Raw genomic sequence first — 16,878 nt, 5'->3', positions numbered from 1 at the left:
CCGGATAAATGGGGATTATTCGAGTTGACCGAAAAAGGCGTTCCGGTCAAGATACGGGCGGTTTTGCGTTCGCCGTATGGGCTGACCGTCGGTTCCGGCCGACTAGCATCACCGGCCAGGCTCGCCTTGGCGACATTCTTATTCACCGGAGAGTAACGAGGAATCCATGAAGGTTCTTGTAGCTGTCAAACGAGTGGTCGACTACAACGTCAAGGTCCGCGTCAAAGCGGACAACTCCGGCGTCGACCTCGCCAACGTCAAGATGTCGATGAACCCCTTCTGCGAGATCGCCGTGGAAGAAGCCGTACGCCTGAAGGAAAAAGGCGTGGCGAGCGAGATCGTTGTCGTCACCATCGGCCCGAACGCCGCTCAGGAGCAGCTGCGCACCGCCCTGGCCCTGGGTGCCGACCGCGCCATCCTGGTCGAGACCAGCGAAGAGCTGAACTCCCTGGCCGTGGCCAAGCTGCTCAAGGCCGTGGTCGACAAGGAGCAGCCGCAGCTGGTCATCATGGGCAAGCAGGCCATCGACAGCGACAACAACCAGACCGGCCAGATGCTGGGCGCCCTGACCGGCTTCGCCCAGGGCACCTTCGCCTCCAAGGTCGAAGTGGCTGGCGACAAGGTCAACGTCACCCGTGAGATCGACGGCGGCCTGCAGACCGTTGCCCTGGCCCTGCCGGCGATCGTCACCACCGACCTGCGTCTGAACGAGCCGCGCTACGCTTCCCTGCCGAACATCATGAAGGCCAAGAAGAAGCCGCTGGACGTGGTCACCCCGGACGCCCTGGGCGTTTCCACCGCCTCCACCGTCAAGACCCTGAAGGTCGAAGCTCCGGCTGCCCGCCAAGCCGGCATCAAGGTCAAGTCCGTGGCCGAACTGGTCGAGAAACTGAAGAACGAGGCGAAGGTAATCTAAATGGCTATCCTGGTTATCGCTGAACACAGCAATTCCGCCCTGGCCGCTGCCACCCTGAACACCGTGACCGCCGCCGCCAAGATCGGTGGCGACATCCATGTGCTGGTCGCGGGTAGCGCCTGTGGCGCCGCCGCCGAAGCCGCCGCCAAGGTCGCCGGCGTGTCCAAGGTCCTGGTCGCCGACAACGCCGCCTTCGCTCACCAGCTGCCGGAAAACGTCGCTCCGCTGATCGCCGAGCTGGGCAAGGGTTACAGCCACGTGCTGGCTCCGGCCACCACCAACGGCAAGAACTACCTGCCGCGCGTCGCCGCCCTGCTGGACGTCGACCAGATCTCCGAGATCATCGCCGTCGAGAGCGCCGACACCTTCAAGCGCCCGATCTACGCCGGTAACGCCATCGCCACCGTGCAGTCCAGCGCTGCCGTGAAGGTGATCACCGTGCGTGCCACCGGTTTCGACGCCGCTGCCGCCGAAGGCGGTTCCGCTGCCGTCGAGGCCGTCGGCGCTGGCGCCGATGCCGGCAAGTCGTCCTTCGTCGGCGAAGAGCTGGCCAAGTCCGACCGTCCGGAATTGACCGCTGCCAAGATTGTCGTATCCGGCGGCCGTGGCATGGGCAACGGCGACAACTTCAAGCACCTGTACGCCCTGGCCGACAAGCTGGGCGCTGCCGTCGGTGCCTCGCGCGCCGCCGTCGATGCCGGCTTCGTGCCGAACGACATGCAGGTCGGCCAGACCGGCAAGATCGTCGCGCCGCAGCTGTACATCGCGGTCGGCATCAGCGGTGCCATCCAGCACCTGGCCGGCATGAAGGACTCCAAGGTCATCGTCGCCATCAACAAGGACGAAGAGGCGCCGATCTTCCAGGTCGCCGACTACGGCCTGGTGGCCGACCTGTTCGAGGCCGTTCCGGAGCTCGAGAAGCTGGTCTGATCCGCTTCCCGTCGCCACAAGAAACCCGCTCATCGAGCGGGTTTCTTGTTTTTACAGGCGGTCGAGAAAGGCCTGGTAGTGCTGCGCCGTCTCTTGCGGGCGTTCGATCATCGGCGCATGGCCGCAGTTCTTCATCACCACCACGCTCGGTTTCTTCAGCAGCGGCTGCATCACCTCGATGCTGGAGACGTCCAGCACTCTGTCGCTGTCTCCCCAGAGCAGCAGGGTGGGTGCCTGGATTCTCCCCAGTTCCGGCTCCAGAGGCACGTAGTTGCCGCGTAGCTGAGTGAAGATGCGTGCATAGTGCTCCTGGTTGGCCACCGCTTGCTCGGCGAAATGGCGCTTGAGCGAGGCCGGTAGCGTGGGCGGGGTGACGAAGACAAAGTTCAGCAGGGTATCGAACTCCTCCGCGTCGCGCGCCACCAGCGGGTTCGGCTCGCCACGTTCCAGGCGCTGGATCATCTCGCTCTTGCGCGGCGCGCTGACCCCGGCGTTGTCCAGCAGGGCCAGGCTGCGTATCTGTGCGGGATGGCGAGCGGCATAAAGGGCAGCGATATGTCCGCCCATGGAGTTGCCGATCAGGTGTGGGCGCTCCAGTTTCAGGGTCTGGGCGAAGGCATGTAGGCGCTCGGTCTGGCTGGCCACGTCGTAGTCGATATCCGGCTTGCTGCTGGCGCCGAAACCCGGCAGGTCCGGGACTATCACCCGATAGCGCTCGGTGAAGTGGCGCGCGAAGCGCAGCCAGTTGTCGCGGTTGGCGGCGAAGCCATGCACCATCAGCAGCGGCTCGCCGTCGGCGGGGCCGCCGGCGTAGTAGTGGATGGTCAGCCCCTCGACCTCTATCTGCTCGGGCGAGAGACCGGCCAGTTGGCGTTCGATGAACTGGAAGCTGGCGAGTAGTGCGGCAGGGGAGAGGTACAGCGTGGCGGCGGCTGCGGTCAGCAGTAGCACCAGCGCGGTCAGAGGCTTTTTCATGGCGATTCCTTATCGCTAATTATTATCGAGCGCGCCTGTTACGCTAGCATGAAGCGGCTCGCCCTCGTCGAAGAGGGCGAACCTGTCGCCATCTCCATCCGAGCGGTCAATCCGATGCGAAAAACGTCGCTGTTGAAGACTTTGTCCCTGCTGGCCCTGTTCCCACTCTGGGGCGAGGCGGCGGGCAAATGCGAGACGCTGGTGGCTACCGGCAATCCGCAGTCCGCCCCCTACCTGTGGCGTGATCCGCAGAGCCCCAAGCACCTGATCGGTGCCAATGCCGATCTGCTGATGCTGATCGGCGAGCAACTGGGGCTCAAGGTCGAGATGCTGTACATGGGCGATGGCAAGCAGGCCCTGGCCGAGGTGCATAGTGGCCGCGTCGATCTGCTGGCGGGGGCGACGCTCGACGTCGAGCGCCTGGAGAGCATGGACTACGTGCACCCGGCCTTCTTCACGCTGTCCACCCAGGTCTGGGTGGGCAAGGACCAGGGTTTCCCCTATGTCGGTTGGGAGGACCTGCGCGAGCGCAAGGGTGGCGTCATGCAGGGCGCGCGGCTCGCCCCGCAGTTCGTGGCCTTTGCGCGCGACAACCTGGTTCTGGAGAAGGAGACCGCTCGGCTCCAGGCGTTTCAGAAGCTGCTGCTCGGGCGTACCGATTACCTCCTGCATGAGCGCCACACCGGGCTGGCGCTGGCCGAGACCCAGGGCATGCTGAGCAGCCTGGAAATCCTCGAACCGCCCGTGTCCAGCGAGGGGCTGTATCTGGCGCTGTCGCACAATTCGGCGTGCAACGATCCCTGGCTGCGCGGACAGCTGGCGAAAAAAATGACAGAATTGTCCGCTTCCGGTGTGCCGGAGAGCCTGTTGCAGCGCAATCTGGAGCGCTGGAAGACGCAGCAGGCGGAAAGCGCCGACATCCCTTCGCAAGAGCAGGAATGATTCCCGTGAAGCTATCCCCCATCCTTGTCCTGGCCGCGCTGGCCCTGGCCGGCTGCGCCAACGATCCGGCCCCGACCGAGCAGATGCGCCTGACCACTCAGGCCGTCGAGCAGGCCCGCGCCGTGGGCGCCGATGCAGCGATCGAGGAAATGCATCTGGCCGAGAAGAAGCTGGCCCGTGCCGAGAAGAACATGGGCGAGGAGGACTACAAGCGTGCCCGCCAGCTCGCCGAGCAGGCCGAGCTGGACGCCCGACTGGCCGAGGCCAAGGTGCTCAACCAGAAGAGCCGCAAGCAGCTCGATGAAATGAACGCGCGGATCGTCCGCCTGCGCAAGCAACTGGGAGAGATGCCGTGATCGACCAACGCATTGTCGGCACTGCCGTGCTGCTGTCCCTGGCGCTGCTCGGCGGTTGCGCCAGCCAGCAGGGGCGCGAGGCGCTGAGCGCGGCCGAGGCGAGCTTCCTGGCCGTCAAGGACGATACCAATGTCTTGCGCAGCGCCCCCAAGGACCTGATCCGCTCCGGCGAGTCGCTGGCCCGCGCCGAGCGGCTGTCCAGCTACTGGGGCAGTGCCGACGACGTCGTGCATTACGCCTATCTCAGCCAGCGCTACAGCGAGATCGCTCGCCAGCACAGCGAGCTCAACCTCAACCAGGAGCGCCTGGTCAGGCTCGAGCTGGAGCGCGAGCGCCTGCAACTGGCACTGCGCGAGGCCAAGCTGCTCAGTGCCCAGCAGCAGGGGCTATGGGTCGAGGAGCAGGCGATCCAGCTGGCCGCCAGCGAGACCGACCGCGGGCTGATGATGACCCTCGGCGATGTGCTGTTCGACGCCGGTCGCAGCGAACTCAAGGCCTCGGCCAACCGGACCATCCTCAAGCTGGTGCAGTTCCTGCAGATCAACCCGCGGCGCAATGTGCGCATCGAGGGTTATACCGACAACCGTGGCAAGGCGGCGGAGAACCTCGAGCTGTCGCGGGCGCGGGCGCAGACGGTGGCGGACCTGCTGATCGACCTCGGCATCGATGCCAGGCGCATCGAAGTCAAGGCGTATGGCGAGGCCCACCCGCTGGCGGAGAACGCCTCGGCCAGGGGGCGCGCGCAGAACCGCCGGGTGGAGATCCTCATCTCCGACGAGCAGGGCAAGCTCGGCGCCCTTCGCTAGCAGAGCCCCAGGCCGACAGAGAACCCGGGCCCAGGTCCGGGTTTTTTATTAGACCAAAGTCTAATGAGGGCAGGGTCCGCGGCGATCTAATCTGTAACAGCTGAAACTGTACCGTAGGCATAGTGCAGGACTGTATCGCCAACTTCATCGTTCGCTTCGCTACTGTTACGGTCCAGTAGTGAAAGGAGTGTCCTCATGACCAGTTTGTTGCTCTACCAGCGCATCGCCCAGCAGCTGGCCGAGGACATCCGCCGCGGCGTCTACCAGCCGGGCGAGCGCGTGCCCTCGGTGCGCAAGATGAGCTCGCAGCTCAGCGTCAGCCACGCCACCGTGCTGCAGGCCTATGCCAATCTGGAGGACATGGGCCTGATCCGCGCCCGCCCGCAGTCCGGCTTCTACGTGCATCAGACCGCCGGCCTCACCGCGCCGACGCCGGACATCGCCCGTGTCGAGCGGCCCGCCCTGGTCACCCGCAGCAGCATCATCAGCCAGGTGCTCAACGACTCGCGCCAGGAGGGCGTGTTCCCCCTGGGCGCCGCCGTGCCGCACGTGGACTACCTGCCGGTGCGCTCGTTGCACCAGCAACTGGCCAAGGTCACCCGCTTCCAGAGCCCGCGTGCCTTCAGCTACATGTTCAGCCCGGGCTACGAGCCGCTGCGCCGCCAGGTGGCGATCCGCATGCGCGACGCCGGTGTGGTGGTGGACCCCTCGGAAGTGGTGGTCACCCACGGCTGCGTGGATGCCATCCACATGGCCCTGCGCGTGCTGACCCAGCCCGGCGACCTGATCGCCGCCGAGTCGCCGACCTACTACGGCCTGCTGCAGCTGGCCGAGGTGCTCGGCCTCAAGGTCATCGAGATCCCCAGCGACCCGACCACCGGCCTCAGTCTGGAGGCCCTGCAGCTGGCCGCCAACCAGTGGCCGATCAAGGCCCTGGTGCTCACCGCGCGGCTGAGCAACCCGCTGGGTGGCAGCATCCCCGAGGAGCGGCAGAAGCAGCTGCTGCGCCTGACCGCCGACCACGGCATCCAGGTGATCGAGGACGACATCTACGGCGAGCTGCTGTTCGAGCCGGGGCGCAGCAAGGCGCTCAAGGCGCACGACCGCGACGACCAGGTGGTGTATTGCTCGAGCTTCTCCAAGACCCTCTCGCCCGGCGTGCGCATCGGCTGGATCATCGCCGGCCGCTATCAGGACGAGGTGGAGCGGCTGCAGACCTTCAGTACCCACTCGGCCTGCAGCGTGACCCAGATGGGCGTGGCCGCCTACCTGGAGAACGGCGGCTACGACCGCCACCTGCGGCACATCCGTCAGGAATACCGCAAGAACATGACCGCCTACCAGTTGGCGGTGCAGCAGCACTTCCCGGAAGGCACGCAGATGACCCGACCCAACGGCGGCTTCATCCTCTGGGTCAGCCTGCCGGGCAAGGTCAGCGCCCAGGAGCTGCACGTGCGGGCCCTGCAGCAGGGCATCAGCATCGCCCCGGGGCTGATCTTCAGCAACACCGAGCAGTTCAACAACTGCCTGCGCCTGACCTGCGGCGTGCCCTGGAACCGCGAGGCCGAACGGGCGATGCAGACGCTCGGCGAGTTGGCCCGGCAGCTGTGTCAGGAAAATCAAGCCGGTTAACCCGGATCGCCATGGCGCTGCGTCTACTCAGGCGAATGGACTTTCACCCGAGGAGACCCCGCCATGTCCAGTATCGCTCCCCACCCCCTGCTCGCCGGCTTCGCCGCCACCCTGGCGCTGGCCCTGGCCGCCTGCAGCGCCTCCAATGATGAACCGGCCCGCCGTGCCGCCACGCCCGCGCCGAGCGAGTCCAAGGCCAAGCAGGAGGTGTTGCGCGAGGAGGTGGATGCCAGCGCGCCCTACATCGCCCAGCCATCGGCCGTGGCCGGTGCCCTGGAGGCACGCAAGGCCACGGCGCAGCGCGCGCCGGCGGCGCCGCTGGCCGACAGCGCCGGCTTCGGCTATCAGGACGTCTACCGCGAGCAGTACCAGAAGATCGATAGCAACTCGGTGCGGGCCGTGGCTCAGGAGCCGGTGTCGACCTTCAGCATCGACGTCGACACCGGCGCTTATGCCAACGTGCGCCGCTTCCTCAATGGCGGCAGCCTGCCGCCTAAGGACGCGGTGCGCCTGGAGGAGCTGGTCAACTACTTCCCCTATGCCTATCCCAAACCCGAGGGCGACGTGCCGTTCAGCGTCGCCACCGAGCTGGCGACCACCCCCTGGAACCCTGAGACCCGCCTGCTGCGGGTGGCGATCAAGGCCACTGAGCTGAGCGCCGCCGAGTTGCCGCCGGCCAACCTGGTGTTCCTGGTCGACGTGTCCGGCTCTATGGACCGCCGCGAGGGCCTGCCCATGGTCCAGGCCACCCTCAAGCTGCTGGTCGACCAGCTGCGCCCGCAGGATCGCGTGGCCCTGGTCACCTACGCCGGCACCTCCAGCCTGGTGCTGGAGTCCACCGCCGGCAGCGACAAGGCCACCATTCGTGCCGCCATCGAGCGGCTCACGGCCGGTGGCGCCACCGCCGGCGAGTCCGGCATCCAGCTGGCCTACCAGGAGGCGCAGAAGGGCCTGCTCAAGGACGGCATCAACCGCATCCTGCTGGCCACCGACGGCGACTTCAACGTCGGCATCAGCGACTTCGAGAGCCTCAAGCAACTGGCCACCGACAAGCGCAAGACAGGCGTGTCGCTGACCACCCTGGGCTTCGGCACCGACAACTACAACGAGCAGCTGATGGAGCAGCTGGCCGATGCCGGCGACGGCAACTACGCCTACATCGACAACCTGCGCGAGGCGCGCAAGGTGCTGGTCGACCAGCTCAGCTCGACCCTGGCGACGGTGGCCAAGGACGTGAAGATCCAGGTCGAGTTCAACCCGGCCGAGGTCAGCGAGTACCGCCTGCTGGGCTACGAGAACCGCACGCTGAAGCGTGAGGACTTTGCCAACGACAAGATCGACGCCGGCGAGATCGGCGCCGGGCACACGGTCACCGCGCTGTACGAGGTGGTGCCGGTGGGCGCCAAGGGCTGGCTGGAGCCGCTGCGCTACGCCCAGGCCGGCAAGGCCGAGGGCAGGCCCGGCGAGATCGCCTGGCTGCGCCTGCGCTACAAGGCGCCGCAGGGGGGCGCCAGCAAGTTGGTCGAGCGGCCGATCGGCAAGGGCGAGGCGACGCCTATCGCCCAGGCCAGCGAGGATCTGCGTTTCGCCGCCGCCGTGGCCGCCTTCGCCCAGCAACTGCGCGACGGTCAGTACACCGGCGACTTCTCCCTGGCCGACAGCGCCAGTCTGGCGCGTGGCGCCAGGGGCGATGATCCCTTTGGCCTGCGTGGCGAGTTCGTGCAGCTGGTCGAACTGGCGCAGAGCCTGCAAACTGGGCAAAACGTTCAAGTCAGGGCCGACTAATTGAACCTCCCACTGCAAGACGATGACGCCGCGCTGCTGCGGCGTTATCGCAACGGCGACGCGGCGGCCTTCGCCACGCTCTACGAGCGCCACCGCCTCGGTCTGTTCCGCTTCCTTCTCGGCCTGTGCGGCGACCACGCCCTGGCCGAGGAGGTGTTCCAGGACACCTGGATGAGCCTGATCCGCAGCGCCAGCGAGCAGCGCGAGGCGGTGCTGTTCAAGACCTGGCTGTACCAGATCGCGCGCAACCGCCTGATCGACCACTGGCGCAAGAGTGGGCGTCATCAGGGAAAGCTCGATGAGTACGACGAGGCGCGGCACGCCAGCGCCGACCCGGGGCCCGGCCCCGAGCAGCAGCTGCTGCTCAGTCGCGACCAGGAGCGCCTGCAGGCGGCGCTGGCCGACCTGCCCGAGGAGCAGCGCGAGGTGTTCCTGCTGCGCGCCCATGGCGACCTGGAACTGACGGAAATCGCCGAACTCACCCGTACCCCGGCGGAGACCGTGAAGAGCCGCCTGCGCTACGCGCTGAACAAGTTACGTCGGCTGCTGGCCGATCCGGCTTCGGCCGAGGAGGTATCCGCATGAGCCAACACGAGCAAGACCTGCAGCATGAACGCGAGCTGCTGGAGCATTTCCGCCAGCACAGCCGTGGTGAGCCTTCCGCCGCCGTGGATGCGCGCATCCTGGCCGCCGCCCGCGAGGCCGTGGAACAGCCCCAACCGCGCTGGTCGCAGCGCCTGCATGCCTGGTTGTTCGGTGCCGGCAGCCATACCCGCTGGTCGGTGGCCTTCGCCGGCCTGGCCACGCTCGGCATCGGCCTGAGCCTGACCTGGCGCACTCAGGAGCAGCTGCCCGCCCCCTACGATATGCCGGCACCCGTCGCGGTTCAGGCCCCAGCCCCGGCTCCGGCAGTGGCCGCCGAGGCGAGCCGGTCTTCCGGCGAGTTCGAACGGCGCAAGGCCGAGGCGGTACAGAAGAAGGCCAAGGCAGGTGAGTCCCAGGTCGAGGCCGATTCCTTTGCCGCCTCCCCACCGGCCGCCGCACGGCAGATGGCCCCTGCCGCGCCTGCCGCCACAGCGCCGGCGGAGAGCATGGCCGATGCCGCCGATATGGCCGAACCACCGCAGGCCCTGGCCGAGCAGCAGGTTTCCGGTGAGCTCATTCGAAGCGAGGAAGCCAAGGCGACGCAGGGCGCCAGCCGCCAGGCGCAGCGGCTCCAGGAGTCAGCGCCGCTGGAGGAGCGCCTGCGTGAGGTGCTGCGCCTACGCCGGGAAGGGCAGCAGGAGGAGGCGCAGCGGCTGCTGGCGCTGTTGCAGCAGGCTCACCCCCAGGAGAATCTGCAAGCCATCCTGCGGCGACTGGAGAGCGAGGCGGCCGCTTCGCCCTGACAGGCTCCCACTAAGCAGCGGTTGCCGCCCTAATGTGGGTTAACCGCTGCGTCTTGCCAGATTCCGGGGCAAGGGGGAGCATGATCAGAATTCCCTGCCAAGCCGAGAGCAATGACCGTTTTTCGTGTTCTAGCCATGGCACTCGCCACCACCCTGCTGGCGGCCTGTGACGAGCCAGCCAAGGCGCCGCCCCCCATGCCGAGCCCGCCCCAGACCGAGCCCGCGCCTGCTCCGGTCGGCCCCGGCAAATCTGCCGAACCCCATGCGACAGCCGATCCGGTCGTCGTGGAGCGTGCCGTACCCAAGGTGGACAAGGACAAGGTCGCTATCGCGCCCCCCAGGCGGCAGCAGGTCGCCGCCGAGATTGCCGAGGCGCCGCAGCTGCCGCCGGTGCAACTGGATCTGCGCTTGCCGAAGGAGACCGTGGAACGCCTGGCGTCGCACGAACCGCGGGAGGGCTTGCCCGAGCAAGCGCTGCTGCCGCCCCTGTTCCTGGAGAAACCGATCGAGCCCGGGCCCTTCCAGCTCAATGGCCGGCTGATCACCAACGATAGGGACGACGATTACTGGCAGTCGGTGGAGGGGGCCGAGTTGCAGATCGAGTTCCGCAACTAGTAGAAGGCGCCGGCCCAGGCGAAGGTGGCCGGCGCGAGGGGAACTGCGCTCAGTCGACGAACAGGTCGGTCATCAGCTTGCCGGCCGGGTCGAAGCGGTATTGCTCGAAATCGCTCTGGCCCTGCTCGCGGAGGATCTCCTCGTCGATCAGCAGGCGGCCGCTGATGCTGCGCTCGCGGCTGGCGAGGATGGCGCAGGCGGCGTCGGCCATGATCGCCGGCAGGCGCGCGGCCTTCATCACCGCAGGGCCGCCGGCCTCGAACTCGATGGCGGCGGTGGCGATCACCGTTTTCGGCCACAGCGAGTTGACGCTGATGCCGTACTTTCTGAATTCCTCGTGCATGCCCAGGGTCAGCATGCTCATGCCGTACTTGGTGGTGGTGTAGGGGCCGTAGCTGGCGAACCACTTGGGATCGAGGTTGAGCGGCGGCGACAGGCTGAGGATATGGCCGCGGCTCTGCTTCAGATAGGGTAGGGCGGCCTGGCTGCAGACCATCACCGCGCGGCTGTTGATCTGGAACATCAGGTCGAAGCGCTTGGGCTCCAGATGCTCGACGCCCTTGAGGCGGATGGCGCCGGCGTTGTTGATCAGCGCGTCGATGCCGCCGAAGTGCGCGGCGGCCTGGGCCATGGCGGCCTTCACCGCCTCCTCGTCGCGCACGTCCAGCTGCAGGGCCAGGGCCTTGCCGCCGGCTTCTTCGACTTCCGCCGCCACCGTATGGATGGTGCCCGGCAGCTTGGGGTGGGCCTCGGCGCTCTTCGCCGCGATGACGATATTGGCGCCCTGGGCGGCGGCCTTGAGGGCGATCTCGCGGCCGATGCCGCGGCTGGCGCCGGTGATGAACAGGGTCTGGTTGGCCAGTGTCATTAACTTTTCCTTATTGTTATCGGCTGGGGGCGGTGATGCTCAGCTTCCTGGCCCGGTCTGTAGCAGTCGCCGCAGTTCGCTGACCGGCAGGGGGCGACTCAGGTGGAAACCCTGGGCGTCGCAGCAGCCGTCGCGCCGCAGTAGCTCCTGCTGGGCCAGGTTTTCCACCCCCTCGGCGGTGACCCGCATCGACAGCGCGCGACCCAGACCGATGATGGCCTGGACTATGGCCTGCTTGTGCGGCGACTGCTCGAGATCGGCGATGAAGCTGCGGTCGATCTTCAGTGCGTCGAAGGGGTAGTTGCTCAGGTAGCTGAGGGAGGAGTAGCCGGTGCCGAAGTCGTCCATCGACAGGTGCAGGCCAAGGGCCTTGAGACCCTCGAGTATGGTCTGGGCATCGAGGGCGTCGTCGAGCATCACGCTCTCGGTGATCTCCAGCTCCAGGCGTTCGGCAGGCAGGCCGGTGGCGTCGAGCACGGCGGCGACCTCGGCCGCCAGGTCGCTGCGGCGGAACTGGCGCGGTGACAGGTTCACCGCCACCAGCAGGTGCGCGGGCCAGGCCATGGCTTCCTGGCAGGCGTGGCGCAGCACCCACTGGCCGAGTGGCGCGATCAGGCCGGTTTCCTCGGCCAGCGGGATGAACTGGTCGGGGCCGAGCAGGCCGCGCTGCGGGTGCTGCCAGCGCACCAGCGCCTCGGCCCCGACCAGGGCCAGGTCGTCGAGGCGGTAGCGCGGCTGGAAGTGCAGGCACAGCTGGTCGTCGCGCTCCAGCGCCAGGCGCAGATCCTGTTCCAGCTGGCGGCGCTCGAGGATCAGCTGGTTCATGTCCTGGGAATAGAAGCGCCAACCGCTGCGCCGGGCCGCCTTGGCCTGGTAGAGGGCGAGGTCGGCATAGCGCAGCAGGTCCTCGACTCGGGTGGCATCCTCGGGGGCGCTGCTGATGCCGATGCTGGCACCGATGAAGACCACTTGGCCGTTGACCTGGAAGGGCGCCTCGATGCTCTCGATCAGGCGCATGCAGATCTGCTCGATGGCCTGCTCCGAGTGGCTGCCGTTGAGCACCATGATGAACTCGTCGCCACCATGGCGGGCGACCAGGTCGCCTTCGCGAATGCAGGCATGCAGGCGCCGGGAAACCTCGTGCAGCACCCGGTCGCCGGCGGCATGGCCGAAGGCATCGTTGACCGGCTTGAAGCGGTTGAGGTCGATGCTGAGCATCACCAGCGGCTGTTCCAGCACAGGCGCCCGGTCGAGCTTGCCGGCGAGGAACTCGTGCAGGCGATGGCGGTTGGGCAGGCCGGTGAGGCTGTCGTGCTGCGACAGGTACTGGATGCGCGCCTGCGCCGTCACCTCCTCGGTGATGTCGCTGGCGCTGCCGCGATAGAGTCCCGCGCCGTGTTCGATGGGGCGTGCGGCGATGCGGCAGATGCGCGGGTGGCCATTGGCGGCCTGATAGCGGCAGTTCAGCGTGCCGCGGCAGTGCGTCAGCCAGGCGGGCAGCGCCTGGCCCTCGCCCTCCAGCAGGTTGTCCAGCGGGCGGCCCAGCCACTGTTCGGGGCGATGCCCGGTGACGGCCTCGAAACGCTCGGACAGATAGGTCAGGCGCCGCTCGGCGTCGGTCTCCCAGAACCAGTCGGAGGCGATCTCGGCGACGTCGCGAAAGCGCGCCTCGCTGGCCGCCAACTCGGCGCGGCTGTGCGCCAGGCGGGCATAGCCGGCGTCCATCAGGCGAGCGGCTCTGAGGGCATGGCGCAGCACCAGCCCGGTCAGCACGGCCAGGGTCAGGCCGACCAGGCCGATCAGCGGCAGCACCCACTGCAGCAGCCTGCGACCGGGCATCGGCGCATCCCAGGTGAGGTGCAGCGTCTGGCCGTCGACCTGGCCCAGCAACAGCGCCGGTGAACCTTCTTCCGTCTGGCGGTCGGCCAGGCGCAGGTTGGGCAGGGAGTAGTCACGCCCCAGGTCGGTCAGTTTCGCCGCGCCGAGTACATCGACGAACAGCAGCACCGAGGCGGGACCGGGGCGCACCGGCACCCGCGGGTCGTCGTCGTTGGTGAATTCGGCCGCGGCGACCAGGGCCGGCTGGCCCTCGACCTGCATCAGGCCCGTCACGCCTTCGTTCTCGGCCACCGCGTGATGGGCCTCGGCGATCAGTCCGTCGAGGTCTCCGCTGAGCCAGTCCCTGGCATCCAGCTCGCGTAGCTGGCCCTCGATCACGGCATAGCGGGTACGCCCGGCGGGATCGATCACCAGAATCCCGTCGTAGCCGAAGGTATCGAACAGGGTGGGGCCGAGGTTCTGACTCTCGTAGGCCCAGCCCGTGTCGACTCCGTCGTTCATATGCAGGTAGGCATCGCCCCAGAAGGCGTTGTCGATCAGGCTGCGCAGCAGGCTGTCGCGCCGCGCCTGCAGGGCCTTGTCGGCGAAGAACAGGGTCTGCGCCAACGCCTGCCGATCCTGGCTATGGGCCAGGTGGACCAGGACGATCACGCTGGCGAGCAGCGACAGCAGCAGCAGGGCGGAAATGGCTGGCAGGGTAAGGCGGGCGAACGTATGGCTCAGTCCTTGGGCGGGCTCGCGCTGGCTGGCTTTCGAGGGAGACGGCATGGACGATCCTGCTGACGGAGGCTCTTGGATAATCGCCGGCTTTGCGACAAATTGCCATATTCCCAGCGTCACGAAACCGCCGTCAGTCGCGATCAATCGGCCACCACCTCCACCAGCAACTGGCGGCTCTTCACCTGATCGCCCTGGCTGACCTGGACGCGGCGGACCACGCCGTCCATGCCGGCCTTCAGCGGGTGCTCCATTTTCATCGCCTCCAGCACCAGCAGCAGCTGGCCCTTGCCGACCTTCTGCCCCTCGCCGACCAGCACCTCGACTATGGCGCCATCCATCGGCGCCTTCACCGTACCGCAGGCCGCACCCTCGGCGCCGCTGGCCGGCTCGTGGGTGACGTCGAGCAGTTCCAGATTGCCGCCCTGGCCATACAGCCAGATTAGCTCGCCGTTCTGGTGATAGGCCAGGCGCCGGCGCACGCCATCCAGTTCCAGGGTGGCCCAGCGGCCGTCGCTGGCCAGCAGGCGCAGCTCGACGGACTGTTCGCCGACCCGCGCGCGCAGCTGCGGCTGGGCGCCGGCCTGCAGCACCTGCAGCTCCACCGCATGCTTGTGCTCGCCCTGCTTGAGCAGGAAGCACCAGGGCGCGCCGCCGCTGTTGCGCCAGCCGGACAGGCCCGACTGGTGCGCGCTGGCGGTCGCCGAGGCCTGGTAGAGCAGGGCGGCGGCAGTGGCTAGTTCGGCGGCGGCCGGCGCCTGCGGGCTCAGGCTCGGATCATCGGCGAAGTGCTCGCCGATAAAGGCGGTGGTGGCATTGCCGGCGGCGAACTCGGGGTGGGCCAGCAGGTTGGCGAGGAAGCGCTGGTTGCCGTTCACCCCCAGCAGCACGCAGTCCTCCACGGCGCGCACCAGCTTGCGCCGGGCCTCGTCGCGGGTGGCGCCATAGGCGATCACCTTGGCCAGCATGGGGTCGTAGAAGGGCGTCACCGCCTGGCCCTCGACCAGGCCGTGATCGATGCGCACGCCATCGCGCAGCGCCGGCTCCCAGCGCAGCACCTGGCCGGTCTGCGGCAGGAAGCCCGCGGCCGCGTCCTCGGCATACAGGCGCACCTCCATGGCATGGCCGGTGAGCCGAATTTCATCCTGCCTGAGCGGCAACGGCTGGCCCTCGGCCACACGAATCTGCCAGGCCACCAGGTCCTGCCCGGTGATCAGCTCGGTGACCGGGTGCTCGACCTGCAGGCGGGTGTTCATCTCCAGGAAGAAGAATTCGCCGCTGGCATCCAACAGGAACTCCACGGTACCGGCGCCGACATAGTTCACCCGCGCCGCCGCCTTTACCGCCGCCTCGCCCATGGCCTGACGCAGCTCGGCCGTCAGCACCGGGCAGGGCGCCTCCTCGACCACCTTCTGGTGGCGGCGCTGCACCGAGCAGTCGCGCTCGCCGAGATAGACGATGTTGCCGTGGCGGTCGCCGAACACCTGGATCTCCACGTGACGTGGCTGGATCACCGCGCGTTCCAGGATCAGTTCGCCGCAGCCGAAGGCGTTCTGCGCCTCGGAGCGGGCGGTGCGGATTTGCGCGGCCAGCTCGGATGCGTCATGGACCAGGCGCATGCCACGCCCGCCGCCGCCGGCGCTGGCCTTGATCATCAGCGGGTAGCCGATGCGCTGGGCCTCGCGGCTCAGGGTCGCATCGTCCTGCTCGGCGCCTTCGTAGCCGGGGATGCAGGGCACGCCGGCTTCCAGCATGGCGATCTTCGACAGACGCTTGCTGCCCATCAGGTGGATGGCTTCCACGCTCGGGCCGATAAAGACGATGCCGGCCGCCTCGCAGGCGCGGGCGAACTCGGCGTTCTCCGAGAGGAAGCCGTAGCCGGGGTGGATGGCGTCGGCGCCGGTCTTCTGCGCGGCTTTGATGATGTTGTCGATCACCAGGTAGGACTGGCCGACCTGCGCCGGGCCGATGCACACGGCTTCGTCGGCCAGCTGCACATGGCGCGCGCCAGCGTCGGCCTCGGAGTACACCGCCACGCTGCGGTAGCCGAGGTCTTGGGCGGTGCGCATCACCCGGCAGGCGATCTCGCCACGGTTGGCGATCAGGATCTTGTTGAAGGCGGGCATGGTTCTCTGGCTCCTGAACTCTGTTTCCCTCTCCCTTTGGGAGAGGGGCCAGGGGGGAGGGTGTTTCAAGCTGCTCCGAGCGGCCTGCGGTTCCCTCACCCCAACCCTCTCCCGGAGGGAGAGGGGGATGGTCTCATTGCGCCCAGCTGGGCTTGCGCTTCTGCACGAAGGCCAGGGTGCCTTCGATGCCTTCTGCCCCCGTCACCGCCTCGGCGAACTGGCCGGCGGCGTGGTCGAGCAGGTTGCCGAGGTTCTCCGTCTCGCTGGCCAGCAGCAGCGCCTTGGTCGCCGCATTGGCGCCGGGGGCGCACTGGCGCACCTGGCGCAGGCATTCGGCCAGGCGCTCGACCAGGGCCAGGTCGTCGGCCTCGCTGAAATGCACCAGGCCCAGGCGCAGCGCCTCGGCGCCGTCGAAGCGGGCGGCGGTCAGGGCCAGGCGGCGGGCCTGGGTCAGGCCGATGCGCCTCACCACGAAGGGCGCGATCTGCGCCGGCAGAATCCCCAGGCTGGTTTCCGGCAGGCCGAACTTGGCCTGGCTGTGGGCGATGGCGATATCGGAGACGCAGGCCAGGCCGAAACCGCCGCCGAGCACCGCGCCTTCCAGCACGGCGATCAGCACCTGTGGCGCGGCCTGGGCCTCCTCCAGCAGGCTGCCGAAAGCGCGGTTCAGCTCGCGGTAGGCGTCGCCACCTTTGGCTCTGGCCTCGGCCATGTCCTTGATGTCGCCGCCGGCGCAGAAGTGGCCGTCGGCGCCGCGCAGCACCAGGGCGCGCACATTCGTGTCGCCACATACCTCGCGCAGCACCGCGCGCAGTTCCTCGACCATGGCCAGGCCCATGGCGTTGCGGCTGTCCGGACGGTTGAGGGTGATGTAGAGCACGCCTTCGGCCTGTTCCAGCAGCAGGGTTTGGCAGTTCGGCAGTTCGCTCATGCCGGGTTCCTCGTTGTGCGTAGGATGGGCGAGGGCGCGCGGCGCCGATACC

The 16,878-nt window shown here is 67.7% G+C and carries 15 protein-coding genes; 10 read left to right on the top strand and 5 right to left on the bottom strand.

Annotation, left to right across the window (positions count from 1 at the left end):
• The first annotated feature begins 166 nt into the window (after positions 1–166).
• Both AAFN46_RS13960 and AAFN46_RS13955 read left to right on the top strand, forming a co-directional pair.
• A complete protein-coding gene (locus tag AAFN46_RS13960) occupies positions 167–916 on the top strand; it encodes an electron transfer flavoprotein subunit beta/FixA family protein (protein WP_347809293.1) in 750 nt (249 codons plus the stop codon).
• Positions 917–1,846: an FAD-binding protein gene (locus tag AAFN46_RS13955; RefSeq protein ID WP_347809292.1), complete on the top strand. Its 930-nt coding sequence runs from the start codon at positions 917–919 to the stop codon at positions 1,844–1,846.
• Positions 1,847–1,897: 51 nt separating this feature from the next.
• On the opposite strand, the gene AAFN46_RS13950 is transcribed toward AAFN46_RS13955, so the two are convergent.
• A complete protein-coding gene (locus AAFN46_RS13950) occupies positions 1,898–2,821 on the bottom strand; it encodes an alpha/beta hydrolase (RefSeq protein WP_347809291.1) in 924 nt (307 codons plus the stop codon).
• Positions 2,822–2,935: 114 nt separating this feature from the next.
• Between AAFN46_RS13950 and AAFN46_RS13945 the strand changes: the two genes are divergently transcribed.
• From AAFN46_RS13945 to AAFN46_RS13910, 8 genes are all read left to right on the top strand, one after another.
• Positions 2,936–3,763, top strand: a complete 828-nt coding sequence (locus AAFN46_RS13945; protein WP_347809377.1) for a transporter substrate-binding domain-containing protein — start codon at positions 2,936–2,938, stop codon at positions 3,761–3,763.
• On the top strand, positions 3,760–4,119 hold the full coding sequence (locus AAFN46_RS13940; RefSeq protein ID WP_347809290.1) for a DUF4398 domain-containing protein: 360 nt from the start codon (positions 3,760–3,762) through the stop codon (positions 4,117–4,119). The genes AAFN46_RS13945 and AAFN46_RS13940 overlap by 4 nt, the downstream gene beginning before the upstream one ends.
• Positions 4,119–4,925 (top strand): OmpA family protein, encoded by an 807-nt coding sequence (locus AAFN46_RS13935; protein WP_347809376.1) that lies wholly within the window; start codon positions 4,119–4,121, stop codon positions 4,923–4,925. The genes AAFN46_RS13940 and AAFN46_RS13935 overlap by 1 nt, the downstream gene beginning before the upstream one ends.
• 195 nt (positions 4,926–5,120) lie before the next feature.
• The gene (locus AAFN46_RS13930; protein ID WP_347809289.1) at positions 5,121–6,557 is read left to right on the top strand and encodes a PLP-dependent aminotransferase family protein; all 1,437 of its coding nucleotides are present in this window, start codon (positions 5,121–5,123) and stop codon (positions 6,555–6,557) included.
• Between the two features lie 63 nt (positions 6,558–6,620).
• The gene (locus AAFN46_RS13925; protein ID WP_347809288.1) at positions 6,621–8,342 is read left to right on the top strand and encodes a VWA domain-containing protein; all 1,722 of its coding nucleotides are present in this window, start codon (positions 6,621–6,623) and stop codon (positions 8,340–8,342) included.
• Positions 8,343–8,927 (top strand): RNA polymerase sigma factor, encoded by a 585-nt coding sequence (locus tag AAFN46_RS13920; RefSeq protein WP_347809287.1) that lies wholly within the window; start codon positions 8,343–8,345, stop codon positions 8,925–8,927. It abuts the gene before it with no gap.
• Positions 8,924–9,730, top strand: coding sequence for a hypothetical protein (locus AAFN46_RS13915; RefSeq protein ID WP_347809286.1), 807 nt, complete (start codon positions 8,924–8,926; stop codon positions 9,728–9,730). Before AAFN46_RS13920 ends, AAFN46_RS13915 begins: the two co-directional genes overlap by 4 nt.
• Positions 9,731–9,865: 135 nt before the next feature.
• On the top strand, positions 9,866–10,345 hold the full coding sequence (locus AAFN46_RS13910) for a hypothetical protein (RefSeq protein WP_347809285.1): 480 nt from the start codon (positions 9,866–9,868) through the stop codon (positions 10,343–10,345).
• A 49-nt stretch (positions 10,346–10,394) separates the two neighbouring features.
• Here the strand turns inward: AAFN46_RS13910 and AAFN46_RS13905 are convergent, their stop codons facing one another.
• From AAFN46_RS13905 to atuE, 4 genes are all read right to left on the bottom strand, one after another.
• Positions 10,395–11,213, bottom strand: coding sequence for an NAD(P)-dependent oxidoreductase (locus AAFN46_RS13905; RefSeq protein ID WP_347809284.1), 819 nt, complete (start codon positions 11,211–11,213; stop codon positions 10,395–10,397).
• A gap of 39 nt (positions 11,214–11,252) precedes the next feature.
• Complete coding sequence (locus AAFN46_RS13900) at positions 11,253–13,820, bottom strand: EAL domain-containing protein (RefSeq protein ID WP_347809283.1); 2,568 nt, start codon at positions 13,818–13,820, stop codon at positions 11,253–11,255.
• 92 nt (positions 13,821–13,912) lie between these two features.
• Positions 13,913–15,895: a geranyl-CoA carboxylase subunit apha gene (gene atuF / locus AAFN46_RS13895; RefSeq protein WP_347809282.1), complete on the bottom strand. Its 1,983-nt coding sequence runs from the start codon at positions 15,893–15,895 to the stop codon at positions 13,913–13,915.
• A 133-nt stretch (positions 15,896–16,028) separates the two neighbouring features.
• Complete coding sequence (gene atuE / locus AAFN46_RS13890) at positions 16,029–16,826, bottom strand: isohexenylglutaconyl-CoA hydratase (protein ID WP_347809281.1); 798 nt, start codon at positions 16,824–16,826, stop codon at positions 16,029–16,031.
• Positions 16,827–16,878: the final 52 nt, after the last annotated feature.

The sequence above is a fragment of the Pseudomonas sp. CAU 1711 genome (genome assembly GCF_039888625.1).
Taxonomy (GTDB): Bacteria; Pseudomonadota; Gammaproteobacteria; order Pseudomonadales; family Pseudomonadaceae; genus Aquipseudomonas.
Note: the sequence above shows the minus strand (reverse complement) of the source record. Positions and strands in the feature narration are given on the sequence as shown.